Source organism: Pseudomonas sp. KBW05 (genome assembly GCF_003852405.1).
Taxonomy (GTDB): Bacteria; Pseudomonadota; Gammaproteobacteria; order Pseudomonadales; family Pseudomonadaceae; genus Aquipseudomonas.
Window position 1 is genome coordinate 55,558 of record NZ_QAJM01000009.1, and the last position, 23,425, is coordinate 78,982.

Genomic DNA, 23,425 nt, shown 5'->3' on the forward strand with positions numbered 1-23,425 from the left:
TTGCCCCTTTGGTGGTGGCGGGCTAGTAGTCCACTTGAACCTCATGAACACCCGCATCTGGGCGCCAATCGTCACGCCGGGTCTCTGTCGGTTTCCCGACTATTCGGCCAATGCGCACAGGGGTTTGGGCTATGCCGCCAGCACCGGAGTCGATGTAGTCGTCTTCCTGGGTGGTCAGTGCTGGGTTGAAGTCGCGCATCTGGTCCCAGATGATTTTCAGCACCTCGACGTGCGCCCACAGGAAGCGCGCTGACAGCGGTGATTCGAAGGCGTCGAGGATGCGTTTCTGTTTGTTGGTGCTGGAGTGTTCCTCTCCTATCCCGCAACCTGTGCCCTTGAGTGCCTGCTTAAGGATCGCGGGAGCGAACCCGCCAGGGCCGTTTGTCTCGATGATCACGCGCGGAATTTGATACCTGACCACCAATTCGCGGATCTGGTGAACCTGGCCCCCGCAGATCCTTTCCCTCTTATCGAACTCCGCAATTTCCCCTGTAAGCCCCACGGCCAAGTGCCAATAAAGCTGCCCGCGCGCGTCGGTGAGGATCAGCGAGAAAGCCGATGCGTCGGACTTGATCTTACCCAGCGAGCAATCCCAATAGGCCACGGCCCCCACGATCTGCGTGGCGCCTAGGTACATCGCCGCGGCGTTGTTGGCGTAGCGCATGACCGGCTGAACGTCGTACGGGATGATGCGCGCGGGGTCTAGGCGAACCTCTGTGACGGGTTTCGAGTGGAGCTGATACTGCGAGTCCCATTCGTTGATGGTACGGGTTTCACGGCGCCGGGTTTCCAAGGTGGCCATGTCGAAGCGTTCAGGCCAGGCGCTACCGGCGTAGCAATCCACAAGTGTGCCGGGCGGCGCAAAGAAGGCGATGCCGGTTTTGGTGGCTTGGTAATCCCTGCCCAGCACCAGCACGCGGGCGTGCTTGCCGATGCCGGAGAACACAACTTCGGGCACGAACGGAACGTCATAAGCGTTCTGCTTGGCGTCCTCTATCCGGTGCTCCTGGGCGAACATGCGAATGGTCAGGCAGTCGGCCCCCATGCTTTCAAGTTCGTCGTACAGGCTGTCGTGGGTGTGCGGCGTGCCGATATAGAGCTTGCTGCCACCCGGCACCAGAATGTGCGTCTGCTCGCCCAGGCGATAGCGCAGCTTCTCCCGCGCCTCGGGCGTCTGGATGTTGCGCGGCACCTCCACGTCATCGTTCTGGCACTCGTCCGCACGGGCCGAAGTAACGTTGGACAGGATGCCCTTGGCGAACATGCTGGCGTTACGGAAGTCGGTGGCACCTTCAACCCACCATTGCTCGACCGTGCCCTGGTTGGGTGGCAACAGGTGGCGGGTCAGTGGGTGGTTGCGGATAACGTTCTGCGTATCGCGGCTGGTCTTGTAGGCCGTGGGGTCCGACTCCGACTGGTGCAGAATTCGATAGGTCGGGTCTTTGTAATACAGCCACGCGTTGTAAATCGCCAACAGCGTCGATTTGCCGAAGCCCCGGAAGCAACGCAAAACGGCCAGAGGTCCTTTGGCCTCCAGCCATATCAGCGCTTGTACGTGGATGAACGGCACATCCCATCGCATGCGCCGCGCCCACAGCATGAAAAAAATCAGTAGGCTGACTTTCTTTTCAGGCTCAGTGGACATGACCACCCTTCTGCATCCGGTCGATGATGGCCTGGGCCTCACGCTCGGCAGCAGCTAGTTCGCCGTCCAGTTCATCAGCAGCATCACCATCGTCCTTGCCTGGCTTCTGCTTATTCAGGACGCCGGTAATGTTCACCACCTTGAGCAGCAGCGTCATGGTGGCGGCGGCGTTCTTCTTGCTCCAATAGCGATCACCCCGTTCCTGCTGGGTGAGGTCGGAGGGGTCTTTCTTTGCCCCGGGCCAATTCGCTGGGTCTACCTCATGAATAACAACTTCGCCGAGGCTTTCGCTCAAGGCCTGCAACCGGGTTATTTGATCGTCGCGCATTACTTCGCTCCTACTGCGGCGCCCAGGTTCGGCGCGCGATCTGGTGTCGAATCGCCCGGCTCCCACCAGTACGACTGCTTGAATTCCTTGCGGGCGCGCTGCTTCATCCGGCGCAGGTAGCCCGGCGAGAAGTAATCCTGCAGTTGGTTGAAGATCAGGTGGTCGGTGGCGGCTTTGGTGTACCAGAGGTTTGCACCGGGTATGTGGGACTTGGCCAGGCGCACCAGCTTGCCCCCGGTTTGGTTGACCTCGCCGTCTGCGGCGTTGTCCTTCAACTTGAAGATGGATTCCAAATCCCCGGCAATGGGGCCGCTCAGGGCTGCAAGCGGGGAACTACCACCCTGCGACGTGTCGGAGAACAGGAAGTCGCCGTACAGACCCATGGCGCCACCCTTGAGAAATGAGGCAAGGCCGAAGCGCAGGCCCGGTACGCCCCATTTCTTATCATCGGTGATGTCCTTTGGATCGCGGCCGGCAGCAATCTCGCCCAACTGGATGGCCATTCCGCCCAGCACCGTGGTGGATGCGACTAATGCAGCCAGATACCCAGCCTTGCCCCATCCTTCCTGAGCCATGCCGCGCGCGCCGTGGCGCATGATCATGCCGATGGAAAAGCTCTTGAACTGCCAGAACGAGCGGACCAGCTCGCCTTTCATGGTTCCGCGCTCTACGCCGCCGTGCATCATGGCTTTCTCGCGGGCGCCGGGTTCAATGATTGCCATGTTGGTTTCATCCAGTACGGCGCCCAGCAGCTTGGTGGCGGCCTGATCCTTGAGGCGCTGCGGGGTTGTCTTGAGTTGCTGAGCCATCGCCGTCAGATCGGCGTCCGGGATGCGGTAGATGCTGTTCGCCGTCAGTACGGTGTCACCCACGCCGCGCCAGTCCTCGGGCTGGGCCATGCGCCACACAGACCAATCCGTCTCGGTGACACCCTGGCCCGCCAGGCGCTTGGCGTCGGCTGGGTCCATGGCTGCAAGGGTCGGATGGCGTCGGGACATATCGCCAATCGTGTCCAGCATGGTCGCGCCGAACGCGCGCTGGGAGCCGGCGGTCAATGCGTTCAAGCCTGACGCCTGCATAACCTTGCTGGCAGCGGTCTGGGAGAACTTGGCGATACGCCCAGCCACCTGTTCGTTGGTGCCAAGGCCGTCGGCGCCGAAGCGGTTCAGGCTGCCGATCAGTTGATTCAGGCCCAGGCCCGCGCGCTGCGCAAGGCGGCGGTCCCCGGCGCTGGCCGGGTTGAGCATGCGGATTTCGTTGGCGAACACCTTCATCACCGGCATTCCGTTCATGGACGCGGTGAGGCCCAGCGTTCCCTGGTCAGTGACCGACGTCAGTACGGCGGAGCCCAGGCGGCTGGCGACGTTGAGCGCGCGGTAGGTGTCGAAGCCATTCGCCAGCGCGGCAGACACTGGCGGTTCGCGGGTGGCGGCCACTTCCTCGTAAAGGTGTTCGATCTTCTTGCGCTGCTTGGCAGTCTTGGCCAGGTCGTTGGGCTTGGCGGTGTCCATGGCCTTTTGCCCGGAATCCAAGAAGTAACGCATTTGGTTGGATGGGTTGGGGCCAAGGGTTTCCACCAGGGCAATATCCCGCGATGCACGGTCGATGTGCCCGATAAGCAGCTCCAGCAGGTTATGGTCTCCATATGCCTTCTGGGCGGCGATGAAGCTTTCGGCGTCCTTGTAATGGATCTGCCGCGACTCACTCCCGCGGTTGGCGCGCATGCCGTTACCAGCTGCCTGCCCGGGCTGCATCTTGTTGGCGCCACCCGTGGCCAACGTGGTCCAGGCATGCCCGAGGAAGTCGGCCAGCTCGGCGTCGTTCATCGGCGTCCCATCTTCCTTGAGGTACTTGCCACGGTTCGCCCACTTCACATGATCGGCGACCCACTTGGCCTGGTCCTTGGCCACCTTCACCTGGGAGTGGTCGCGCGGCATGGACCAGTCGTCCAGCAAGCCCACATCACCACCGGCACGGTTGAAGCGCTGGCGCAGTTGCTCGGCGGTGTCCTTGAATTGCTTCGCTGCGGTCTTGGCCACTGCGCTGCCGGAGTCCTCGCCGTGCAGCTCTCGCACCAACGCCAGGTTGCCGGCTTCGTTCTGGAACAGGCCCAGGAACTTGCCCTTAGTCTGGTCGATCACGTCAAGCATGCGGCTCATAGAGTCGTCGCGGATTGCCCGCGCAGATGATTCAATCGACAGAATCCCGCTTTTGCCGTCGGCGGAAAACGCCAGTACCCGGTCGAGGCCTTCAAGTGGTTGATCCGGGAAGCGCTTCATATAACTGTCGATGCGGTCGTGGGCCAGGATGGTCAGGGCCACACGCTTTTTCTTGAGGTTCGCCTCTTCCACCAGATCCTTGGCGGACTTGGCGGCAGCTTCGTTGAGCCGGTCAGCGGCGGTTTTGGATTGCCAGGTGGTGTCGGTCTGCGCCAGTTGCTTCATATTGCGGCGCACGCGGTTCTCGATGCCCTGGATTTCCTGCTGGTTGAGGGGGCGGCCAATTGCCTGGGTTACGGCCTTGATGCATTCGGGGCGCATGGGCTTGCTCCTGTTTGAATGGGAGCAAGCCTATGGTTGCGGGATAGACGGTTTCCCGACTATTTAAAGCCCTCGTTGCAAGAAGCAGGCGGCGGCGGCGGCAAAGCCTTTGGCGTCCTGGGTGGCCTGGGCGATGTCTGCGTCTGCGCTGGCGAGCAGTTCACGGGCTGACACGGTGATGGGGTTGCCGTCGGCGTCCATGGCGCCCGTGCCAATGCGCATATCCTCGACGCGGGCCAGGATTTCGTCAGCGACCTGCACGACCGGGTCAGATACGGCAACCTCACCTTTCGGTGCTACGGCTGGATCGTTTTCAGCTGGTGCATTTTTTGCACCAGTTGGCTTTCCACCTGGTACGGAATCTGCCTTGGGCGCTGCGCCTTCCGGTTTTGGGGCCGCTTTGGGGGCCGGAATATCCAGCGGCTTGGGCTGCAACGTTGGGTCGGCGCGCTCGATGTCATCGAGGATGCGGGTTATTTCCTGGCGGGCGATCTGCGCCATGGTCAGCTTGGTGTTGGCCTCGGCAATACCAGACGATAGCGGGCTCTTGTCGAAGCCCTTCACGATGGCGTCGGCGCGCTGGCTCAGTCGATCCTGAAACCGCTGCGGAACCTCGCCACGATCCATGGCGTTCAGGTCTGCACGGGCTTGCTCGGCGCTGCGGTTGCCGCCGAGGGCCTCATTCAACGAGGCTTGGCGGTCGGCCAGATCCAGGCGATCCGCCTCGATTGCCTGGCGCGCTGACTGCTCGGCCTGTTTTCGCCCCTGGCCCTGCCGCTGGAACTCTTTGGCTCGGGCCTTGAACGAGTCATCAAGGGCGGCAATGCTTTGTGCCACGGTGGATAGTTCGGCCTTCACGTCCTTAACGTTGGGCAATATGCCGGATGCCTCTTGCTCCAGTTCGACACGCAACTTCGGCTCCAGATCCTGGCGCGCGGTGACCAGCGCCGAATCACGCGACGGAGCAACTACCGAGGATTCCTCGGCTGTTCGCAGGAACTGTGCACTGTGGATGTTATCGGGCAGCACCACCGGCTCGCCTCGCTGCAACTGGTCGATGACCGAACGGATTGCATCCTGGTGGGCCATGGCCGACTTGGGATCAACCGGCGCACCCGGCGCGGTGTCGATATCGGCATGCTGATTGGTGCGCTCGGTTAGCGCGGCGTCGACCTGGGCAGCCGTCGGGCGGCGGAAGTTGGCCCGGCCAATACCGAAGAACGCCAACCCCATGATGGCGTCAGTCGCCAGGGCCGTTCCGTCCATGACTTTGTACTGGGCGGCCTGCGTGTGATAGCCGTTGCTCTCCAGTAGTGAAGCAGTGGCGCCGCGCCCAGCCATACCCAACCCAACGTTCGCTCCCACAGCGATTGCAGCATCACCCAATATCGGTTTAACGAACTTTGCGGCGGGCAGCGCAACGCCAATGCCCGTGACTGCGGCGTCGATCAAGCCCTTTTTGGTCGCGGTGGATTCGTCCAGGCCTTCAGCCATACCCACTTGCTTGCTGGCAAAGCCAGCAGGCGCACCAGCAGCCAACGCAGCACCAGCCGGGCCGGCAACTACAGCGCCAGCAATGGTGCGCGGCAGTACGGCAGCGGCTTCGCCCAGGATCTGGCCGACAACGCCAACCTCTGTTGGGTCGGGGCGCAGGCTCATGACTGACTTGGCGGTGGACTCGCCGATGTCGCGGGCCTGGGTTTCCCGGAACTGCTGCTGATCAGCCACCTGGCCGTCATCGGGGAAGTAGGACGAACCGATGTTCAAATCAGATTCAACCGCCAGGCTGCCCAGTTGCAGCGCGGTGGATTGCATGCTGCGTCCGCCTTCGATGGCGCCACGCAGAAGGTTGGGCCCGATAGTACCGAGCGCGCCGGTGAACACGCCGGGGGCGAGCTTATCGGCCGTGCGGTCAAGGCGCTGGTCCTGGCTGCGCGCCTCGCTGTCTTCGATCATTCCGTCTAGCCAGCTCATTTGACGATCACCATGATTGGTTGCTTGGTGTCCGGGTCGATCTGCACCCGGCCGGCGTTCAACAGGTAATAGGAGCCCTCTTTGCCTGGCACCGGTGACAGCGGCATATCCTCCAACTGGCTGACCGGGATTTTGCTGGTCTTGGCCATGCCCTCGATCTGCATATCGACGGACTTGTTGAAGGCGTCGTCGTCCATGCCGTAAGGCTTGATCACCCGGGCGCCCGCTCGCTCAGCAACACCGCCGGTTGCCATGTCGAACGCGGACTGGGATGTCTTGCTGTCGAGGTCGTCGCCTTCGTCGTACTTCAAACCCTTCGACGCCGCGGTGCCTGCATACAGCGACTTGAACGCCAGGTAGGCCTGTTCGCGCTGCGGCGTGCCCGGTACAAGCGATGCGCCTGCATGCTCGTCGAAGGCTTCGCGGAATAACTTGTCCTTCGGCAGTGGCACCGACTTGTCAGCAAGCACCTTGGCGCCCGACAGCAGCGTGCGGGGAACGTCCGTGCCGTCGGCGCCCTTGAGCCCACGGAACTGGGCCATTCCGGCAAGCGTGGCGATAGGGTCGTCAGCCACCAACGGCTTGAGCGCGGCGGAGAAGTCAGCGCCTGACGGGGACGATGCAGCGATAGCGCCGAACAGTTGCAGCTTTGTCCCGTCGTCGGCCTGCTTGATCAGCGATGACAGCATGGTCTGCTCTTCCGGCTTCCACGGGTTGCGGGCAACCTCGGGGCCGTACGCCTTGCGCACAGAGTTGACCACGTCGAATCGGTCGGCGATCTGCTCACCCAACTTTTGCTGGCCTTCCGGAGTGGCGATGCCGGACACATCAAGCGGCGCCACATCGGCGCCAGTGCGCAATGCGTTGAAGGTCAGCGGGTTTTCCCGCATCAGTTTGATGTTGTTGTCCACGGCGGTCTGCAACCGGTTCAGGTTGGCTTGCTGGGCAACGCTGCCGCCATTCGCCTGCATCTGCTGGCGCTGCTGGTCAATGAACTGCTGGGCGACCGCTGGCGGCTGCCGTAGCAGGCCCTGCACCTGGGTCATTTCCCTCATGCGGGTATTGAACTCGCCAGCGGCTGACGTGCCGGACAGTGCCGACTTCCACCGCTGCTGGTCTGCCGGGGTTGGCGGAACGCCCGTGGAGGCCTGCCGGTCCATCTGGGTCAACACTCGTTCGGCCTTCATTTCCCGCATTTCGGCCTGGCGCTGCTGGTGTTCCTTCACCTGGAAGATTCGACCGCTCACGGTGTTGAGCAACTGGTTGCGTTTCTCCGGGTCCAGCTTGTGGGCGTAGAAACCGTCCTCGGCGGTCAGGTCATGTTCAACCTTTTGCAGGCTGCCCAGGCTTTCCCGCGATTCGATAACGCGCTGTGTCGCGTGTGTGGTCCAGTTGCCGTCCTTGAATTCCTGCTTCTTGCTGGCCCAGGACTCGCCGAACGCCAGGCGCCCAGCAACGTCGATGTCCTCGGCGTCCATGCGGGCATTGATCTGCTCGACGTTCGCCCCCGGCATTGCCGCGTCTTTGCCCAGCATATCCATGCGGGACGTCAGATCGCTCTGTGCCGACTGAATGCGGCCCTTTGCGGCTGATGCACGGATGCTATCCAGGCCGCCCAACTGCATGCGCTTTAGAGAGTTACCAATTTCACCCTGCTGTGCTTGGTCAAGCCCAGGCGTTTCCAATGGGTCAAGCTTCGACACTGCGCTATTGAAGGCCTCTTCGGACTTCTCGTACGGCAGTTTGCCGGTGCGCATTTGTTCATCAAGATCCGTAGCAATGGTCTTGATTTGAGACTCGCGATCGATCAAAGCGTTGCTGGCCTTAACTCGCGCAAGTGCTTGATTTTCCTTGTTTATATTATCAAGAACACCAAGCGCGGCGTTTTGCACGGTGCTTGCTGCCTGTTGCGCGGCCTGGGCCTCCCCACGAGTATCCACGGTGATGACGCGGTTCTGTGGCGCTTCGGGTACAGCACGGGCCTGCGCGAAGTTGCCCAGTGGAATCTGTGCCATCAGGAAGCCCCCCCAACTTTCGGAACAGTTGCATTGGTGCCAGCAGCCGAAGCCTTCCAGGCCATGCCCGCCTGGGCGCCGGCCGACAACACAGTGCTGATGGACTGCGAGTTAGCCGCGCCGCGCGCCTGGGTGCCCGCCAGGCTGTAGTTGCTGGCATCGGTGTAGCCACGGGTTTTCTGGTTTTGCCCGTTGAAGATGGTCAGCGCCGCGTCTTCCTCGGCATTGCCGATGATTTCCTCGTTGATGTTGATGGCCGTACCCGCGCCAGTCTCAACGCCCGAGGCGGCGAGGGAGGCGTTGGCCTCGCTGGCCTGATTGCGCGCCAGGCGTCGAATGCGGTCAGCCTGCACCACGGCAGCGCTGGCGGCCGCGTCTGCATCGCTCTGGGCCTGATCCGACTGGGCGTTGGCGTTGAGCTGGGCCTGCTTGCCCGACTGCTGGGTGGTGTAAACCGAATACACGGTCGCCGCCGCGACTGCGGCATAAGCGGCGTATGCTGCTGCTCCTACTGCCATGTCAGATCTCCATCATCAAAAGCGGGCCGATGTTGCGCAGCCCCTGGGATTCATAAAGCCGGGTGGTTCCCTCAACGCTTACACCGGTGCCGATGCCCATGTAGATTTGCTTCGCGCCCTTGAGCTTTGCCCACTCCTTGAACGTCTGGATCAGGCGAACAGCGATCACCCCATTGCGCTTGGATGGCTCAACGAATAGCGAATAGTCGTAGGCGATCATGTCGTCACTGAACCACTGATCAATGACGCCACCGGCCATGCCACCCACCACCTCCCCGCGAACCTCGGCGACAAACACAACGCCCTGCCCATTGATCAGGTCATGAAGAAAACGGGCCGACTTGTCCGGGCAAAAGTTCATGGTGGAATAGCTGGTGGTAGCGTGCAGCAGCGTGCCCAGCTCGATCAGCCGGGGTACGTCGGAGTGCTTGGCGGGCCGGATCATGGGTACACCTCAATCATTGATGGTTATTTTTTTGATGACGTTCAGCAGGTGGAACGGCAAAGGCTGGTCCTGCATGATTTCCAGTGACGCCTCGCCACGCTCCCACCCAAGGTTCTCCAGGCGCTTGACGCCGATGAAGCTCTCGGGGGGCTGGTCAAGCACGTTCTCTCCGAGATTTCGAAAGCTGATGGTCTGGGTGATGCCCTTGCCTTTCACCTTGCATCCGATGGTGTCGAGGAAACGCAGGGTGATTTCGCCAATTCGCATGCTGTTGCCTTGCGCGCTGCCGGTGTTGCCTGCGGCCTCGGGCGTCAGCGTCTTGATCAGCGTCTTGAAGTTCAGGCCGATTGAGGTGGTGAACGCCTTTCGCTCAATCGTGACCTGGCCGCCTGTGACGAGCTGCTGCTGCATTACAACGCCGTCGGCGACGATATCCACCATCTTGCCTTCCAAGTGCGCCAGGCCGCCCCACACGGTGGCCCCGCCAACGCTTGTGGCGTTCACGCCGGAATCAACGCGAACACCAGAGGTGAACCGCTCGATGTAGCGAAGGTTTTGCCCGTTGATGTTGCGACGGACCACCACCCACACCTGATCACCGGTCTCGGTGGGAATGGACGCGGCCGACTCGTAAGCACCGTCGGTGATCTGCCTGGCCCAGCCAATAACGTCTTGGTCACGGTCCACGGTCATGGTGGCCAGCACGCCGTCGGCCCGGACCATGTACAGGATGGATTCCGGCTCTTGCTGATAGGCCATATCAACGATGCCAGACTTGGTTGCATGCTCCGACAGCACGGACATATCGGGAGAGCCGAACGTGTCGGAGTCGTACTTGTAGGCCATGGCGCGCAGCTTGCGGCCGGCGCGCTGGATGAAATACAGCTCATTGCCGATCCGAACCGGGCGGACCTTGTTGCAGCCGTACACGGATGGGTTCTTGGCGCGGATGTTGGTCGGGGTAATGGCCTTCTCAACACCGCCGCTCACGGTGAACTCGCCGCCGTAGGTCAGCGGGATCAGGGCGTTGATCTGGCCGATGTGCAGGATTGGATTGATCTGGTCCGACGACAGGTTGTAGGAGATTGCATCGTCGTCCTTGGTGCCCAACTCGAAGTTCAGGTACTCGCCTGTGCGCGATTCCCAAATGGTCTGCGGGAAGTTTGGCGAACCGCCCAGGGCAAGGCGTTGTTCGTACAGCGTGCCCGCGCCAGGGTAGCCGTCGATGTCATTCCATACCGAAGCCTCAAGCGACCAGGCGTTGGCCGGGGATGCGACGGCCGATGTCGGCGCCGACCGGATGATGCCCGACACCACCGTGGAACTGGTGAACGTGATGATTTCCAACAGCCCGCCGTTGATCTTGACGAACTTGCCGATGTCATTGGCGCGCCAGCCTGCAACACCGAGGGTCATGCTCACAGAGCCGCCAACGGGCGTTGCTGCGCTCAGGGTGTTGGTGGTTTGCGGCGAGCCCTTGAGCGACCAGGTTGGGCGCGTGGTGGCGCTGAATGCATTGGTAACTTCAACGGTGGCCACCGTGGCGCTGGTTACTGCTGTGACCTTTGCCACGCCGCCGCCCGCCCAGATTTCGCGGCCAACATCGGCAGCCAGGAAAGCAGATTCAGCAGCAGTAACGGTTCGACCGGTGCCCACGGTTGGATCGCTGATAGTGAACAGGGTCAGGAAGTCGATACCCTTTTCATCGAACGGCTTGGTCACAAACGGCGCCGGGGCCAGGGTCCACTCGGTATTGGTGATACGGCGCAGGCGCCCCACTGGCACCTTGTTGTGGAAGATGAACATGGTGTCGGCGCCCTGCACGTAATCCATTCGGTCAAGGATGTCGTGGGCGTATGGGCTGACCAGTTCAATCCCGCTGTATGCGCCGGTAGGAAGGTGGATCCTGACGTACAGGTCGCCAAACTCAATCATGAACGCCTGGGAGGCGTTGAACACGTAAGGGATAAGGCGGCAGTTCTTGTCCGGGAACTTGGCCGGCGAACACATCAGCGTGCCGTCACGGCGAACACATCCGCCATGGATCACCGGCCAGGCGTTCTGGATGATCTCGGCGCCGTTCTGGTAGCGGGCGATATCGACGCGACCGAGCATGCGCGGGGAGACCTCCCCCGCGGTGAAGTTGGTTTGGTTCAGCGTCAGGCGAGGCATTACCAGTGACTCCCGAAACGCGCGGCATACAGGCGCTCATCACCCAGGGTCTGCGGCGGATCTTCCTGGCCATCCACGGCCTTGGCCCGGCGCAACATCGTTTCGAGCTTCTGCTCTTCGCCTGCCTGCTTGGCAGTTGATTGAGTGACTGGGTACGCCAGCGCCGCGCACATCGCCTGGGTGGCCAGCGCCACAAGGTGAGAGTCCCAGGTGCTTTCTACCTCGTTACGGAAAACGTAGCGCAGTTCCAGAACCGTGGTGTCAGCCTGGATGGACCGGCCCTCAACCAGGTAATCGATCTGCTGCCCGCTGCTTCCGACCTCCAGAACCCGCGAGCAATCGGCCGGCAGCTCAAACGCATGGGAGTAACCAAAGATCGGAGCGGCAGCATCAGGCGCGAGCACTGCCCGCTTGATGCAGCAGTTCCAAGGGTGGGCACGCAACAGGTCGTCACGGACAGTCGGGTATAGGTTGGCGCACAACTTCGCCCGGTCAAGGTTCTGCTGGTCGGCAAAGTCATTGATGGTCTGCGAGCCGAGTAGCAGCAGAGCGTTGGAACAGATCGAAACACCAGTGGCCATTGCCAACCTCCAGATAAAAAGACCGGGGCGCGCGGCCCCGGTAAATGATTTGCCATCCTTGGCGGCCCGTGAAATCAGTTTTGACCGGCGTACTGACCTACCAAGGTGATGACCTGACCAGCCTGGAGAGCAGCACCAGCCACGGTGGAGAGCAGTTCACTTTGATCAGTGGCCAGACCCTGCTGGGCCACGGTCACTTCGAACAGCGCACCGTTGGCGAGGTGTGCCTCGGCGACCGCGTTACCGGCAGCAGCGACCGAGGTAGCAGCCAGGTAGCGGGCTTGCGACACGGTGTCGCCCAGGTTGAGGGTCGAGGATGCCGCGCCGGCGCCGAAGTACAGCTTGGTGCCAGGCATCAGTCGGGAGCCGAACGGCAGAAGGCCCCAGCTGATTTTGTCGCCGATGGCAGTACCACCAGCGGGAACGGTGAAGGTGCTGACGAGGATCTGAATGTCAGCGCCTTGCAGGTTGGGTTTCACCAACTGCTGAGGGAGCGCCACGCGTGCGGCGGATACAGAAGCGTTTACGGTTGCCATGGTTTGAAACTCCTAAGTCGGGAAAGGGGCAAAGCCGAAGCCGCTTACGCGGCCTCAGTTACTGCGATCTCAACCACCTTTTCTTCCTCGACCCGCACGGAGCCGATGGACATTTTGGCGTAGACGCGGACGTTGAAGCCCTTGCCTGGATCTTCACCAACCTTGGTGGTGATGTCGGCGCCCTTGCCGAGGGTGACGCCCGACTTGGCCCAGGCGTACAGGCGGCGGGTGCTGCCGTCGTACGGGGTGCGCTCGGACGGAATCCAGGTGAAGCCCATCCACTTGCCTTCTACGTCGCCTTCCTGGAGGAACTTGCCGGCCATGTAGTCAGCGCTGGTCAGGGTGGCGTCCGCGAGGATGTCGGCGGCAGCGGCAGCGGTGTAGGTGATGAACAGCTCTTCACCGTTGTGGTTGTCGGCCTCGTTGCGTCGGAACAGCTTCCGGGCCTGGATGATCTTGGCCTTGGTCAAGCCGGTGCCGCCCACAACGATCTTTTGGGAGGCTGGCAAGATGATGTTGCCGGTGGTGGCGCGGGAGTTGCCGCCCATGGACGCGATGACCACGTCATCCTTGGCACGGTTCAGCGAGCTGACCATGGCCTTGACGTAGTCCGACGTCGGGTCAACCAACATGCGGATCTTGTCTTGGTCGTCGATCATGTCGCCGTCGTCCCAGTCGAACAGGTCAACAAAGCGCGTGCTGTGCGGTTGATCGTTGATCGGGGTGTCCGCATGGCGCTGGGTGCGGCGCTGCGCGGTACGCTGGCCGAGACGGTTGATCGACTTCGACATGCCCACGATGTTGGGCTCGATGGTTACGTGCGGCTCGAAACGGGACTGCATTTGTTGGGCAACGTGGCGGAAGTTATCCGCGAACTGCTGAACAAACGCTTCGGTGATTTGCTGAGACATGCGGTGCACTCCAATGCAGATAAGGGATTGCCTGCCGGGTATCCGCATCGCGGGCCGGTATTACCTGGCGTGCATCGGCTTTGCTGCGCCTCGGGGCTTTCTCGGGTATCTGCGTGCCATCGCAGGCCGGCCCATTGCTGGGATGCCTGCGATGTTTGTGCATGGGGGGTGTCGGTTTCCCGACTATTTGACGCGGGGATCAGCCAAGGCGGGATTGCTGCTTGCTGTACTTGCTGTTGTATAGGGCGTCCAGCTGAGCCTGGATGCCTTGTCGCTTTGGATCGTGCGCCGGCAACGCCTGCAACTGGCTGCGCAGCTCGGATGTCTTCACGGCGAAGTCAGCTTCGTTGATCTGGGCACCGCCATTGATGGCGTTGTCTTCCTTGAGTTCGCGGCCAATGTTGGCGGTGAACGCGATGAAGTCCGGGTCTCTGCCGAACTTACGGTTCAATGCCTCGTAGCTGCCAAGCCCTTCCTCGTTTGCAAAGGTGGACGAGGCCAGGTAGGAGGCGCGCACGTTCTGTGTCATTGCCTTGTCGTCGCCCCATACGGCCTTCAGCGCATCTGTGCAACCCTGCAAGTCGAGCGTTTCAGCGCCACCAACCAGGGCAGGCGCCGCCTTCATGTACTCGCCAATCACGTATTCGACCTGGTCATTGGTCAGGCCCTTGGCATGGGCGCCCTTGAGGAAGGACTGGGTGTCGGGGTCAGCCTTGAACTCGTTCCAGTCGAAACCCTCGACGCCTTCCAGCTTGACCGTGTATTCATCGACGGTCTTGGGCGGCACGTCGCCGGAACCCATGCGGGTTTCGAGGTGCTTGTACGCTTCGGCCATCTTGCGGCTGGACTGCTCCAGGTCGAGCGAGCCGTCTTCCTTGTTGGTCCGGTACTTCTCGGGGATGTAGTCGGTGGTGTTGGCGCCGCTATCCAGCACGGAGCCTGTGGGAGCGGGGGCTGGCGTGGTCGCTGCTGGGGTGGATGGGTCGCCGCCCTCACCAGCTTCGGCCATGTAGAAGTGGCCCAGGCGGCCATGGATAAACATGTTCATCGTTATTCCTCTTGCTCGTTGGGATCGGCTTGGACGCCGTTGGCGCGGTTGATGCGGTTTACAACGTGGTCGAGGACTTCACGGGCCCCGGCCTGCTTGTACGTGGTGAGGATGGCGTCGATACCACCGACGGTGCAGGCGTTCTTGGCGAAGCGCTGAATCAGCAGCTCCAGCACGATGCGACCTTCGTGGTGATCCTCGAATACGCGCTTGAACATCGCGTCGATCTGTTCGGGGGTCATGCGGCTGCTCCCTGTTGTTTCAATGCAGCTTCACCGGCCTGCTGCATCATTGCTTGCTGCTGCTCCTGCTCCATGGCGGCCTGTTGAGCCTGGGCGCGGTCGGCGCGGATCTTGTCCCGGTCGGCTGAGCTGCGGATGACAGAGCCAGGCACGCCCAAAGCCTCACCCTTGAAGCGCTGGGCTGCATCCATGTCAATGTTGTCCATAACGGTTGGGTCGGTTGCAGCGACGACCAGAGCGCCTTGGATGAACGTGTCGATAGCCGTCACTTCCTCCAGCTTCTGCGACCTGGCCAGCGGCGACAGGTAGCGCACGGTGAAGTTGCGGCCGGCCAGCGACTCAGGTGCAGCACCCAGCACGCCCGCGCGGTAAGCAATGCCAAAGCACCGTTCGATCATCGGTTGCAGGTACTCGGTTTGCAGCCGGCCATACACCGGGCCGAGCAACTGACGGATCAGGTTGACCCGCACATGCACCTCGGTGGCGGTCATCGCCGGGCCATCCTGGGCCTGGAGCTGGTCGGCCATCAGGATCTTGCGGATAGAGCCCTGCAAGCGGGCGATCTTGGTCTCGGCGTATTGGAAGTTGGACCCGCTCTGTAGCGGCTTCATGCTGTCCACGGAGTTGGCCACGATGATCTTGCGCGGGCCTACCTTGATGGTGCGCGGGTTCAGCACGCCGTCGTCTTCGGCAATCCACATGCCCGCGATAGCCAAGTCACCGGCTGCCAGGTCCATTCGGCACAGTTCGTTCAGGGTGCGCGCATCAGGCAAGGCATCGAACACCGGGCCAATCGCGTACACGCTGTCCGGGATCATCATCCAGCGCGGAACAACCACCGGCATTTCGTGATAGCCCGACTCGCTCACCAGATGCTTGGCATCTACCTCGACCTTGCACGATGCAATGGGCATGTTCTTCGCCAGCTTGGCGTTGACCATGTGGGTGGTGCGCGGGTAGATGGCGTGGACGAACCGAACCATCTCCTGCGGCTTGTCCTTGGACAGCTTACGGGTGGCATCGCTGACGTTCTGTTCGCCGAACTCGTTGACCGCCTGTTCAGCCGTCAGCTTGTATTCGCGATACACGGTGTCGATCTTGCCCCCGGCCTTGGATGCGGATGCATACACGCTCGCGATGGGCCACAGATCGAAGGTGAAGCCGCCCCTCTCCATGTCCTGATCGATGTACAAGGCAAACCAGCCAGCGCACACAACGTCAATCAGCCCCTCAAAGGCGGCCGCGTCGAAGTTGGATGCGTGGATGTTCTGCCACAGGATGTCGGCCGAGTCGTCCAGCCAGCGGCGCTCTTCCTCGGTCTCCTGGCCAACGTCCATGCCGAACCACAGCGAGTTGGCCGGGGTCAGGCCCGACATGATCCCAGACGACAGAATCCGTGCTGCGTCCGTGGTGGTGCCGTCGATCATCCGCGCCTTACGCATCTGCGCTTCGATGGCGGTGATCTGTTCAGTGCAAAAGCCACTACCCCGAATCGGGTAGCTGTGATCGAAGCAATCGCGCCAGACCGACTCATGCGGCGAGCGGAGAGACTTCAATGTGCTCAGCGTTTTGGCGATCTGGTCTGCATTCATGCGCCGAGTGTCCTTTTGCCCTGGTCAAGGACGCTACCCGCCGCGCCGCCAGTAGAGAGCAAGCTGCTCTCCTGCTTGCGCTTCTTGCGGGTGGCCGTTTCTTCGTTGGCCTTCTGGGCTGCCAGGTCGGCGGCTTTCTGCGCCTCGATAGCAGGATCAGGCGTGGCAACGGTCTTTGGTGCCTTTGGCTTGCTTCCCATGGTGTCAGTCCTTTGCTTTTGGCTCAGGGCACAACCAGCCTTCGGGCGTCATGACCGCCTGAGCGAGCGTGGTTGCGTCGATGCTGGTGGTGGTCGTGGTGGCGGGCTTCGGCTCGTTCAGCCGCTGCGGGTCCAGCACCAGTGGTTCGCCACCAGCGTTCAGGCGCTCGACCTCGGGAATGACCGTGGCCTTGTCGCCAACGAAGTCACCGACCTGCTCGGCCTTCTCGTCGTTGGTGACGGCAATCCACTTGCCCGCGCCCTTGTGCTTGGCGACGTAGAGCGGCGGCGCGGCGGTGTCGGTCGCCGTATCCGTGCTGCTGGTGGTGGTCGTGGTGGTGTTGGCGAGCGGATCGCCTGGGGTTTGAACGGTGAGTTCTGGAGCTGGCATTGGACTGGCCTCGGGCTGGTTGGTGATCAACGAGGAGGCCAGAATCAATGGGGTGGGCTGTCGGGTTCCCGACTATTTGCGAGGGAGGCAGGCGGTGTTGACCCAATCAATCAGGCTGTTCAGGGCAATGATTGCTTCGTCTCCGTCTGTGGCGACGGCGACAATTCGTTGACCAGCCGCTGGGTCAAGTTCGGCGCGCGCTTCTGCATCATCCACGCGGCCGGCACTTGGTCCGGTACGCACGACGGGGCACTTGGCTGGGACTGACAGCCGCTGAGCGCCAGTGCCAACACGAGCAAGCAGGTCTTTGTTCTGGGCTTGAGCATCAGTGAGTACCTTGGTGTTATCGGTGTCGAGCTGGGTCAGCAGCTTCTGGGTGGCCTTGCGTGATGCTGCGGCGCGCTCCAGGGTGCCGACCTGCTCCGTCGCGGTGTCGAGGCGTGTGCTGATGTGATCGAGACGCCAAAGCGCCAGGACAAGCGCCATGGCAAGGCCTGCAACGAGATAGCGAGCCATGGCGCCCATGCTCAGGACTCGACGTGCAGGCGCTGAGTCAGCTCGTAACCCATCAACGGCCAAATCTTGGTGATTGCGTTCTGGCGAGCGACCTTCTTGCCAATCTCGGCGTCGAAGTTCGCCTTGGTCACGCACGCGCTCTCACCGGTGACAGTGAAGCCGTTAGCCAGCACCAGGACGCAGAAGGTCAGGCGATTCAGGCTGTCGGCATTACCGGCAGGCTTGGTGCCCATCTGGCTTTGGCCCAGCACCCCTTCGCCGGCGGTGAAGTAGAACTCGCTGCGGATGTTGCGCTCTACGTCGCCAGGGGTCACACGCGGCGCGGTCAGTCCTTTGTCTTGAATCTCTTGCTCAATCGCTTGGTCGTTCATGGATATTGCCTCGGGGTTGGGGTTGGGGGATTACTGCGCAGCCATGCACTTGGCATGGCGTTCAAGCTGTCGAGCCCAGACGCCCCAGCACCGTTTGTTGCGCGGCGTGGAGCAGTCGAAGCCAGCGGCATAGCGATACTTGAGCAGGTCATGGCATGCCTGGGCGTAGTTGCCGGCCAGCAGGTCGCGACGCGGGGATCCGGCGCGCCAGGTGCCAATGCCGTACTGGCCCACGAAGTCCATGTAGATATCGAATTCGTCCTGATACAGCTTCACGCCCGGGAGGGACGCGGCGAATTGCTTCTCGGCTTGGCTGTTCAGGTTGCGGGCCAGGATCTCGGCGCGCTGCGGGGTGATGGTGTCGCCCATGCGGACTGGCGAGCCATCTTCGTAGCGGGTCGAGCCGTGGCCGATGGTGGGTACGTCGCCCTTGGTGGGGATGACGGCGGTGGTGGTCAGGCCTTCGCTGGTCTGCCATGCAGCGAACCCGGCAGCGCTCAGACTGAGCAGGCCCACGGCGATGCGCTGACGCAGTTGGGGGCTCATACCTTGCACTGATCGCGCAGGGCCTGAAGCCTGGCTTGGCTTTCGGCGTGTTCGCGGCGGTCCTTGCGGATCTGGAAGTACGTGCTGATCACCAGGCCCAGCACTGCAACTGCCACACCGGTCATGCCTATCCAGTTCACCTGGGACAACCAACCAACGAAGCCAACGGCCCCGCCGGTGATCATGCCCTTGCTGGCAACTGATGCGCCGACTACCTCAACGATGCTTTCCGGCGCAGGGTTGGCCATGCTGTTACTCCTGACTGGATGCTTCATGTCGCCTCCAGGGTCAAAAAAAGCCCAGCGCTAGTTGGCTGGGCTGCGATGACCGTAAGAGTCGTCGGGGTCAGGTGTCGGAATCCCGACTATTTCTCCGCTCCAAACTCGGCAGCGGCCAGCACGATGGCGCGGCGAACGTCTGCGTTTGGATCAGCAAGCACCAACTGTTCGACCGTACACAGCCTGCCCTGGGCGTCCACATAGTTCACGCGCACGCCTCTCGGGCCTTCGAACTCAATGTCCAGCTTGAGCGCAACCATCAGGCGGAACGCATCGCCGTCGTCAGTGAGCGGGTTCCAGTATTCATGCGATTCAGGCATCACGTAATGCGTTGAGCCTTTGTGGTCAATCGTTTCGCGCGCACCAGCAGCCTTTGCCGCCAGCTCCAGCAATTCCTGATCAGTCACTTCGAATCCTCCAGCGCTTTCATCAGCGTGTCATGCGTGAGCTGCGCCATGGCTTGGGCGTAGTTCGCGGTCTCTTGCATGAAACGCATTAGGGTCACATCCTGCCGCGTCCCCTGCACGTAGTAGTGATCGTCAAACGATCTGCCGTTGTGCGTATCAGCAAACCACTCTTCAAAGCTCGGTAGCTTCACGGTAACCCCTCCCACTCAAGTCGCCAGATGGTACGCCAGCAGTCCCATGGCGAACATGCATACACAGCTCAAGCCGATGACGTGCGCCAGCAACAGACCGCGATGCAGGCGCATCACGTTGCTCCGGTACTTGGCCAACTGCTCCGGCGTCATGCGGCTGAACTTCTTCATACTGATGCCCATTACGCCACCGCCTGCCCGCCAGCAGTCACCCACAGGTCGTACAGCTCCTGCGTCATCTTGCTGACGTAGCCCCCCTCGTAACGCTCAAGGTTGTAGTGGCGGGGCACGCACCACTCTTCAAAGGTTACGCCGGCGCCAAGCTTCAACAACTTCTCGGCCTCGGCGGTCAGCTTGTCTGCCAGTGCGTGCTGGCCGTTGTTTATTGCACGCCCAGCAGCATCGGACAGGTTGATGGCGCGGTTTTGGTTTTCAATGGTAAGCATCGGTATTCCCTCAAGCCTTGGAGTGATAAGCCCACCAGTCACCGACGGCGACCATGGGCAGCTTTGAACGGTCCCGGCCAGTGACCTGGGACCAAAACGACACAAGGCGCTCACCCTCGGTGTATCGAGGTTCGGCGCCCTGCTTCCAGCCAATCAGCGTTGTGCGTGCAACACCGACAGCGGCTGACACAGTGTTCAGTGAGTAACCCGTCTTGGTCAGGCCGGTGATGACCTTGAACCAATCGACGCGCTTTTCCGTCTTGGGCTGCGACCTGGCTGTCTGTCGAACAGGAATGACCAGGCGAGCAACCACAACCCCTTCCCGCGCAGACACGACAGGCTCTGGTGGTGGAAGGTACAAATCCAATTGGTTGGGGTGGGCCTGGGTTCGCATGGTTAGCCTCCAAACGCGTGCGCGCGCGAGACAGAGTGAGTTGTCGCACCCTCCCCCAGCTCTTTCATCATCGCTTTGTACTTGGCCCTGATCGCCTTCAAGTCGTCGATGGTGTAGCGCTGCGGCTCGTGCGGACCTTCCAGCCAATCGACTTGGGCCTGACCAATGCGGTGCACCAGGTTGATTCGGTAGTTCACGATGTCGCCGGACTTGTGTTGATTGCACGGGACGCACTGCTTGTGGCAGTTGAGTGGCTCGAAGCGGAGAGCGGGATTGCTGCCCACGGTGCGGTAATGGCCAGCGTCGTACTTGCCCTCATGGTGGCGACCACAACTGATGCACGGACGGGCTGCGTCTCTGGTGCGTATCCAGGCGTTAAACGCGGCCTGAGCCTCACGCATGTACTGGCCCTTTGGCTTTAAGCGCTCCTTGGCCGCTCGTAGCTCCTTCCTGCCTACCTCTGCCAGGGCCTTTCGGGACTTCTCTTGGCGTGCACGGGCGATCACCACGGCGCAATCGGGTTTGCACCAGCTCTGGAAGCTGATGGCGGGCACGAACTTCTCGCCGCATGCGGGGTTCTTGCACTTCTTCGGGCGGGGCTTTTTGGTGATCACGCGGCCACCTCGCCCAGCAGGTCGGAGAAGAACACGCCCTTGGCGGTGAACTCGGCCACGATCTGATCCGTGTAGGCAATGCCCTGGGCACGGTTGAACAGGCGGGTCACCGGGAAGCCATCCGGGCCGAAGATCGAGCAAGGGCCCATCAGCTCCAGCTTGGTCTCGTACTCCAGGTGCAGGAACATCCGGTTCCAGCCGTTGCGGAAGTCGGCGTCGGCATTGCGCATGATCGGCACGCCGAAGTGCAGCTTGCAGTACTTGCGGGCGTCTTCCACGTCGCCGATCTGGGTCATCTGGGCGATACGCTGGTACAGGGCGAACCACAGGGCGTTCTGGTCAAGGGTGCGGTCCTTGCCCGGGCGCAGGGTGATGACCACGAACTTCTTCGCCTTGTACATGGCTGTCAGGGCGTTGATGGCCTCGGAGAGCTTGGTGGAGCTGTTGACGCTGATCTTGTCGGTCATTGCCCGCCACCCTTCGACCCTTCTGGATCGGCGCTTTGAGACGTTTTTGAGGTCGATTGCCCGCCACGGTCTCCCTGGCCCAGGGCGGCGCCAACCTGTCCGGATCGAGTCTCTGGAAGATCAGCCTGAGCCGTGATGCGCATGTTCGGGCACGGAAGCCCACCCATGCCGTAGTGGATCTCGCCGCATAAAAGGCACTTGGATGGACCGGTAAGAGGAGCCCTAGGGGGCGCATAGCGGTTGCCTGTACCACGGCGAAGTGCTTCAACCTCAGCCTTCAGCTCAGCATTCACCCGCTCGTAGGCTTCGTAGCCGGTGCGTAGGCCTGCGATTTCTGCCTTGAGCTCAGCAATAACTGCTGATTTGGTATCGCGAGTGGCTTCTGCGTCGCGCTTACCACGCCACAGGTCTGCTCGTTCGCTCTCAAGCCGCTCGTTCTCGGCGATCAGGGCCAGGACTGCGGCAGGCTCGACCAGCATCACGCGCTTCGACTCAATCGGGTCGGCGATATCTTTTTGAGCGTGCGCCTCGGCCAGCCGCTTCAGTTCGGTGTTGTCGGTCATGTCCGTTGCTCCGTGGGTTTCTTGCCGAACTTCGCCAGCAGCAGTGCGCGGGCTGACTTGCCGTCGGCCGGGATGCCCTGCTGAAGGATTCGGTCTTGGGTTTGCTGGTCGGCCAGCTCGTTGGCGAGTTCGAATTCGGACTTCTGGCTGTCGTGACCGATGCCGGTGGCAATCTTCCCGTCGAGTGGCTGGCCCATCTGGGCGCGGCGCAGGATGATTTCGTAGCTGCGGTCAAAGCGGGCGCGCAGGCCCTTGTCTTCCTGCTTGGCGCTGCGCAGGTCGAAAATGCCCGTGGCTTCGGCGGCGAGCTTTACCGCGTCGTGGCTGTACACGCCCATCAGCGCCTCGATCCAAGCGTCAGCCGGAGCAGGCATGCCGAAGTCTTCCGGGCCGGGGATGCACATGGCGATGAACTCACCCACGCTCGGGGCGAAGGGCTTCTTGAGCTTGCGGCTCTTCTGGATGCCGAACTCGATCTGCTCCAGGGAGCGAATACCGGCGTCGGCGAATTCCTTGATCCACTCGGCCTTGGCGGCGTCGAGCGCTTCGGTGGATGGCCAGGCCTGGCGCCATGCTGGGAAGATCCCGCGCAGTCGGCGGAAAAGCTCGTTGACCACTTCGGCGGTCTGCGGCGTGACCTGAATCGGTTCCGACTGGATGGCTGGCGGCAGGTTGCCGAGGGTCGCCATCAGCTCGCTGGCTCGTTTCATGGGTTCACCAACAGGCCGTTGGCCCAGGCCGTGCTGTCGAAGTCCGGTTCGTTACCGTTTCGGCGCGGCGGGAGCTGGTGGACGTTGTTGACCTTGTCCGGAAATATCCCCGTCCAGCCGTTGGAAATCGAGGTGGCAAGGACTTGGTCCGGGTCTGCGTGCCCCTCCAGCGCCTTGGCCTGCTGTTCGCAGCTTTTGGCGGTCAGGGGCTTGTGGATTTCGCGGCGGTGCTGGCACCAGTCGGCCCAGGTCTTTTCGGTGACGTTGGCGGGCTTGACGGTGAGCGGGTCGAACTTTCGAGACTTCTCCGGCGCGGGAGCGGGAGCGACAGGCTTTTGATCTTGTATGTTCTCTTCTCTTCTCTTCTCTTCTTTATTCGTTGAGTTTTCGTTCAACGGAATTTCAACGGGCGTTGAACGGGCGTTGCGGGAGGCTTTAGGACGGGACTTTGCGGCGTTCTTGCGAGCCTCTGCGGACGCCCTTCCAGCAGCAATACGTTGTGCCTGCGTTGCGTGCAATGCTTCAAGATCGCGCTCAATTCGCTCATGCACCCACTCGCCATCACGCTCGTTGAAGAACTCGTTCAACGAGCGTTCAACGTCCGTCCAGCGGTCGTTGGTTAGGCGTGCGATTCGGGCAAGGCGAGACACCGGGATAGGCTTCCCGGTTTGCCAGTAATTGAATATCAGCAACAGGTACGCGCCATGTTCCTCGGTGGTGAGGTGCATGGTGTCTGCCAGGTAATCGGCCACGTACAGCTGCATGTATGGGAGTGCGGCCATGG

Annotated in this window: 30 protein-coding genes; all 30 read right to left on the bottom strand. The window is 61.5% G+C overall.

The features are described 5' to 3' along the window. Positions 1-22 precede the first annotated feature (22 nt). Positions 23-1,645 carry a phage terminase large subunit gene (terL, locus tag DBR46_RS08895; RefSeq protein ID WP_124525865.1) on the bottom strand — a complete coding sequence of 541 codons (1,623 nt, stop codon included), beginning with the start codon at positions 1,643-1,645 and terminating at the stop codon, positions 23-25. Beyond that, complete coding sequence (locus DBR46_RS08900) at positions 1,635-1,973, bottom strand: hypothetical protein (RefSeq protein WP_124525866.1); 339 nt, start codon at positions 1,971-1,973, stop codon at positions 1,635-1,637. The genes terL and DBR46_RS08900 overlap by 11 nt, the downstream gene beginning before the upstream one ends. After that, positions 1,973-4,513, bottom strand: coding sequence for a hypothetical protein (locus tag DBR46_RS08905; protein ID WP_124525867.1), 2,541 nt, complete (start codon positions 4,511-4,513; stop codon positions 1,973-1,975). Before DBR46_RS08905 ends, DBR46_RS08900 begins: the two co-directional genes overlap by 1 nt. Positions 4,514-4,576: 63 nt before the next feature. Then, the gene (locus tag DBR46_RS08910; RefSeq protein WP_124525868.1) at positions 4,577-6,487 is read right to left on the bottom strand and encodes a hypothetical protein; all 1,911 of its coding nucleotides are present in this window, start codon (positions 6,485-6,487) and stop codon (positions 4,577-4,579) included. Beyond that, positions 6,484-8,502 (bottom strand): hypothetical protein, encoded by a 2,019-nt coding sequence (locus DBR46_RS08915; RefSeq protein WP_124525869.1) that lies wholly within the window; start codon positions 8,500-8,502, stop codon positions 6,484-6,486. The genes DBR46_RS08910 and DBR46_RS08915 overlap by 4 nt, the downstream gene beginning before the upstream one ends. After that, positions 8,502-9,020 (bottom strand): hypothetical protein, encoded by a 519-nt coding sequence (locus DBR46_RS08920; RefSeq protein WP_124525870.1) that lies wholly within the window; start codon positions 9,018-9,020, stop codon positions 8,502-8,504. Before DBR46_RS08920 ends, DBR46_RS08915 begins: the two co-directional genes overlap by 1 nt. 1 nt (position 9,021) lies before the next feature. After that, positions 9,022-9,465 (bottom strand): GNAT family N-acetyltransferase, encoded by a 444-nt coding sequence (locus DBR46_RS08925; protein WP_124525871.1) that lies wholly within the window; start codon positions 9,463-9,465, stop codon positions 9,022-9,024. Positions 9,466-9,474: 9 nt separating this feature from the next. Then, a complete protein-coding gene (locus DBR46_RS08930; protein WP_124525872.1) occupies positions 9,475-11,637 on the bottom strand; it encodes a hypothetical protein in 2,163 nt (720 codons plus the stop codon). Further along, positions 11,637-12,218: a hypothetical protein gene (locus DBR46_RS08935; RefSeq protein ID WP_124525873.1), complete on the bottom strand. Its 582-nt coding sequence runs from the start codon at positions 12,216-12,218 to the stop codon at positions 11,637-11,639. Before DBR46_RS08935 ends, DBR46_RS08930 begins: the two co-directional genes overlap by 1 nt. A gap of 74 nt (positions 12,219-12,292) precedes the next feature. Next, positions 12,293-12,754, bottom strand: coding sequence for a hypothetical protein (locus tag DBR46_RS08940; RefSeq protein WP_124525874.1), 462 nt, complete (start codon positions 12,752-12,754; stop codon positions 12,293-12,295). Positions 12,755-12,798: 44 nt separating this feature from the next. Beyond that, entirely contained in the window at positions 12,799-13,665 is an 867-nt protein-coding gene (locus DBR46_RS08945; RefSeq protein ID WP_177414024.1) for a phage capsid protein, read from the bottom strand. A 199-nt stretch (positions 13,666-13,864) separates the two neighbouring features. Next, positions 13,865-14,713: a hypothetical protein gene (locus DBR46_RS08950; protein ID WP_124525876.1), complete on the bottom strand. Its 849-nt coding sequence runs from the start codon at positions 14,711-14,713 to the stop codon at positions 13,865-13,867. Positions 14,714-14,715: 2 nt separating this feature from the next. Then, the gene (locus tag DBR46_RS08955) at positions 14,716-14,955 is read right to left on the bottom strand and encodes a hypothetical protein (protein ID WP_124525877.1); all 240 of its coding nucleotides are present in this window, start codon (positions 14,953-14,955) and stop codon (positions 14,716-14,718) included. After that, positions 14,952-16,547, bottom strand: coding sequence for a portal protein (locus tag DBR46_RS08960; protein ID WP_124525878.1), 1,596 nt, complete (start codon positions 16,545-16,547; stop codon positions 14,952-14,954). The genes DBR46_RS08955 and DBR46_RS08960 overlap by 4 nt, the downstream gene beginning before the upstream one ends. Beyond that, positions 16,544-16,747 (bottom strand): hypothetical protein, encoded by a 204-nt coding sequence (locus DBR46_RS08965; RefSeq protein WP_124525879.1) that lies wholly within the window; start codon positions 16,745-16,747, stop codon positions 16,544-16,546. The genes DBR46_RS08960 and DBR46_RS08965 overlap by 4 nt, the downstream gene beginning before the upstream one ends. Positions 16,748-16,751: 4 nt before the next feature. After that, the gene (locus DBR46_RS08970; RefSeq protein WP_124525880.1) at positions 16,752-17,168 is read right to left on the bottom strand and encodes a hypothetical protein; all 417 of its coding nucleotides are present in this window, start codon (positions 17,166-17,168) and stop codon (positions 16,752-16,754) included. 42 nt (positions 17,169-17,210) lie between these two features. Next, positions 17,211-17,663 carry a lysis system i-spanin subunit Rz gene (locus DBR46_RS08975; RefSeq protein WP_124525881.1) on the bottom strand — a complete coding sequence of 151 codons (453 nt, stop codon included), beginning with the start codon at positions 17,661-17,663 and terminating at the stop codon, positions 17,211-17,213. A gap of 2 nt (positions 17,664-17,665) precedes the next feature. Next, complete coding sequence (locus DBR46_RS08980) at positions 17,666-18,025, bottom strand: Gp49 family protein (RefSeq protein WP_124525882.1); 360 nt, start codon at positions 18,023-18,025, stop codon at positions 17,666-17,668. A gap of 30 nt (positions 18,026-18,055) precedes the next feature. Then, positions 18,056-18,571 carry a glycoside hydrolase family protein gene (locus DBR46_RS08985; RefSeq protein ID WP_124525883.1) on the bottom strand — a complete coding sequence of 172 codons (516 nt, stop codon included), beginning with the start codon at positions 18,569-18,571 and terminating at the stop codon, positions 18,056-18,058. Beyond that, positions 18,568-18,819, bottom strand: coding sequence for a holin (locus DBR46_RS08990; protein WP_124525884.1), 252 nt, complete (start codon positions 18,817-18,819; stop codon positions 18,568-18,570). Before DBR46_RS08990 ends, DBR46_RS08985 begins: the two co-directional genes overlap by 4 nt. A 116-nt stretch (positions 18,820-18,935) precedes the next feature. After that, entirely contained in the window at positions 18,936-19,256 is a 321-nt protein-coding gene (locus tag DBR46_RS08995; protein ID WP_124525885.1) for a hypothetical protein, read from the bottom strand. Continuing rightward, entirely contained in the window at positions 19,253-19,447 is a 195-nt protein-coding gene (locus DBR46_RS09000) for a hypothetical protein (protein ID WP_124525886.1), read from the bottom strand. Before DBR46_RS09000 ends, DBR46_RS08995 begins: the two co-directional genes overlap by 4 nt. 15 nt (positions 19,448-19,462) lie before the next feature. Beyond that, a complete protein-coding gene (locus DBR46_RS30210; RefSeq protein ID WP_158619151.1) occupies positions 19,463-19,630 on the bottom strand; it encodes a hypothetical protein in 168 nt (55 codons plus the stop codon). Continuing rightward, entirely contained in the window at positions 19,630-19,893 is a 264-nt protein-coding gene (locus tag DBR46_RS09005; protein WP_124525887.1) for a hypothetical protein, read from the bottom strand. Before DBR46_RS09005 ends, DBR46_RS30210 begins: the two co-directional genes overlap by 1 nt. Before the next feature lie 10 nt (positions 19,894-19,903). Then, positions 19,904-20,287 carry a hypothetical protein gene (locus DBR46_RS09010; protein ID WP_124525888.1) on the bottom strand — a complete coding sequence of 128 codons (384 nt, stop codon included), beginning with the start codon at positions 20,285-20,287 and terminating at the stop codon, positions 19,904-19,906. Positions 20,288-20,289: 2 nt separating this feature from the next. Continuing rightward, the gene (locus DBR46_RS09015; RefSeq protein ID WP_124525889.1) at positions 20,290-20,901 is read right to left on the bottom strand and encodes a recombination protein NinG; all 612 of its coding nucleotides are present in this window, start codon (positions 20,899-20,901) and stop codon (positions 20,290-20,292) included. Then, a complete protein-coding gene (locus tag DBR46_RS09020) occupies positions 20,898-21,368 on the bottom strand; it encodes a hypothetical protein (RefSeq protein ID WP_124525890.1) in 471 nt (156 codons plus the stop codon). Before DBR46_RS09020 ends, DBR46_RS09015 begins: the two co-directional genes overlap by 4 nt. Next, entirely contained in the window at positions 21,365-21,931 is a 567-nt protein-coding gene (locus DBR46_RS09025; protein WP_124525891.1) for a hypothetical protein, read from the bottom strand. The genes DBR46_RS09020 and DBR46_RS09025 overlap by 4 nt, the downstream gene beginning before the upstream one ends. Further along, positions 21,928-22,641, bottom strand: coding sequence for a replication protein P (locus tag DBR46_RS09030; RefSeq protein WP_124525892.1), 714 nt, complete (start codon positions 22,639-22,641; stop codon positions 21,928-21,930). Before DBR46_RS09030 ends, DBR46_RS09025 begins: the two co-directional genes overlap by 4 nt. Next, positions 22,638-23,423 carry a DUF1376 domain-containing protein gene (locus DBR46_RS09035; protein WP_124525893.1) on the bottom strand — a complete coding sequence of 262 codons (786 nt, stop codon included), beginning with the start codon at positions 23,421-23,423 and terminating at the stop codon, positions 22,638-22,640. Before DBR46_RS09035 ends, DBR46_RS09030 begins: the two co-directional genes overlap by 4 nt. Positions 23,424-23,425 lie beyond the last annotated feature (2 nt).

What these genes read in the sequence shown, in the direction of transcription:
- terL (WP_124525865.1), bottom strand. Translation starts at nt 1,645, where the DNA reads ATGTCCACTGAGCCTGAAAAGAAAGTCAGCCTACTGATTTTTTTCATG.
- DBR46_RS08900 (WP_124525866.1), bottom strand. Translation starts at nt 1,973, where the DNA reads ATGCGCGACGATCAAATAACCCGGTTGCAGGCCTTGAGCGAAAGCCTC.
- DBR46_RS08905 (WP_124525867.1), bottom strand. Translation starts at nt 4,513, where the DNA reads ATGCGCCCCGAATGCATCAAGGCCGTAACCCAGGCAATTGGCCGCCCC.
- DBR46_RS08910 (WP_124525868.1), bottom strand. Translation starts at nt 6,487, where the DNA reads ATGAGCTGGCTAGACGGAATGATCGAAGACAGCGAGGCGCGCAGCCAG.
- DBR46_RS08915 (WP_124525869.1), bottom strand. Translation starts at nt 8,502, where the DNA reads ATGGCACAGATTCCACTGGGCAACTTCGCGCAGGCCCGTGCTGTACCC.
- DBR46_RS08920 (WP_124525870.1), bottom strand. Translation starts at nt 9,020, where the DNA reads ATGGCAGTAGGAGCAGCAGCATACGCCGCTTATGCCGCAGTCGCGGCG.
- DBR46_RS08925 (WP_124525871.1), bottom strand. Translation starts at nt 9,465, where the DNA reads ATGATCCGGCCCGCCAAGCACTCCGACGTACCCCGGCTGATCGAGCTG.
- DBR46_RS08930 (WP_124525872.1), bottom strand. Translation starts at nt 11,637, where the DNA reads ATGCCTCGCCTGACGCTGAACCAAACCAACTTCACCGCGGGGGAGGTC.
- DBR46_RS08935 (WP_124525873.1), bottom strand. Translation starts at nt 12,218, where the DNA reads ATGGCCACTGGTGTTTCGATCTGTTCCAACGCTCTGCTGCTACTCGGC.
- DBR46_RS08940 (WP_124525874.1), bottom strand. Translation starts at nt 12,754, where the DNA reads ATGGCAACCGTAAACGCTTCTGTATCCGCCGCACGCGTGGCGCTCCCT.
- DBR46_RS08945 (WP_177414024.1), bottom strand. Translation starts at nt 13,665, where the DNA reads ATGTCTCAGCAAATCACCGAAGCGTTTGTTCAGCAGTTCGCGGATAAC.
- DBR46_RS08950 (WP_124525876.1), bottom strand. Translation starts at nt 14,713, where the DNA reads ATGAACATGTTTATCCATGGCCGCCTGGGCCACTTCTACATGGCCGAA.
- DBR46_RS08955 (WP_124525877.1), bottom strand. Translation starts at nt 14,955, where the DNA reads ATGACCCCCGAACAGATCGACGCGATGTTCAAGCGCGTATTCGAGGAT.
- DBR46_RS08960 (WP_124525878.1), bottom strand. Translation starts at nt 16,547, where the DNA reads ATGAATGCAGACCAGATCGCCAAAACGCTGAGCACATTGAAGTCTCTC.
- DBR46_RS08965 (WP_124525879.1), bottom strand. Translation starts at nt 16,747, where the DNA reads ATGGGAAGCAAGCCAAAGGCACCAAAGACCGTTGCCACGCCTGATCCT.
- DBR46_RS08975 (WP_124525881.1), bottom strand. Translation starts at nt 17,663, where the DNA reads ATGGGCGCCATGGCTCGCTATCTCGTTGCAGGCCTTGCCATGGCGCTT.
- DBR46_RS08980 (WP_124525882.1), bottom strand. Translation starts at nt 18,025, where the DNA reads ATGAACGACCAAGCGATTGAGCAAGAGATTCAAGACAAAGGACTGACC.
- DBR46_RS08985 (WP_124525883.1), bottom strand. Translation starts at nt 18,571, where the DNA reads ATGAGCCCCCAACTGCGTCAGCGCATCGCCGTGGGCCTGCTCAGTCTG.
- DBR46_RS08990 (WP_124525884.1), bottom strand. Translation starts at nt 18,819, where the DNA reads ATGGCCAACCCTGCGCCGGAAAGCATCGTTGAGGTAGTCGGCGCATCA.
- DBR46_RS30210 (WP_158619151.1), bottom strand. Translation starts at nt 19,630, where the DNA reads ATGGGCATCAGTATGAAGAAGTTCAGCCGCATGACGCCGGAGCAGTTG.
- DBR46_RS09005 (WP_124525887.1), bottom strand. Translation starts at nt 19,893, where the DNA reads ATGCTTACCATTGAAAACCAAAACCGCGCCATCAACCTGTCCGATGCT.
- DBR46_RS09010 (WP_124525888.1), bottom strand. Translation starts at nt 20,287, where the DNA reads ATGCGAACCCAGGCCCACCCCAACCAATTGGATTTGTACCTTCCACCA.
- DBR46_RS09020 (WP_124525890.1), bottom strand. Translation starts at nt 21,368, where the DNA reads ATGACCGACAAGATCAGCGTCAACAGCTCCACCAAGCTCTCCGAGGCC.
- DBR46_RS09025 (WP_124525891.1), bottom strand. Translation starts at nt 21,931, where the DNA reads ATGACCGACAACACCGAACTGAAGCGGCTGGCCGAGGCGCACGCTCAA.
- DBR46_RS09030 (WP_124525892.1), bottom strand. Translation starts at nt 22,641, where the DNA reads ATGAAACGAGCCAGCGAGCTGATGGCGACCCTCGGCAACCTGCCGCCA.
- DBR46_RS09035 (WP_124525893.1), bottom strand. Translation starts at nt 23,423, where the DNA reads ATGGCCGCACTCCCATACATGCAGCTGTACGTGGCCGATTACCTGGCA.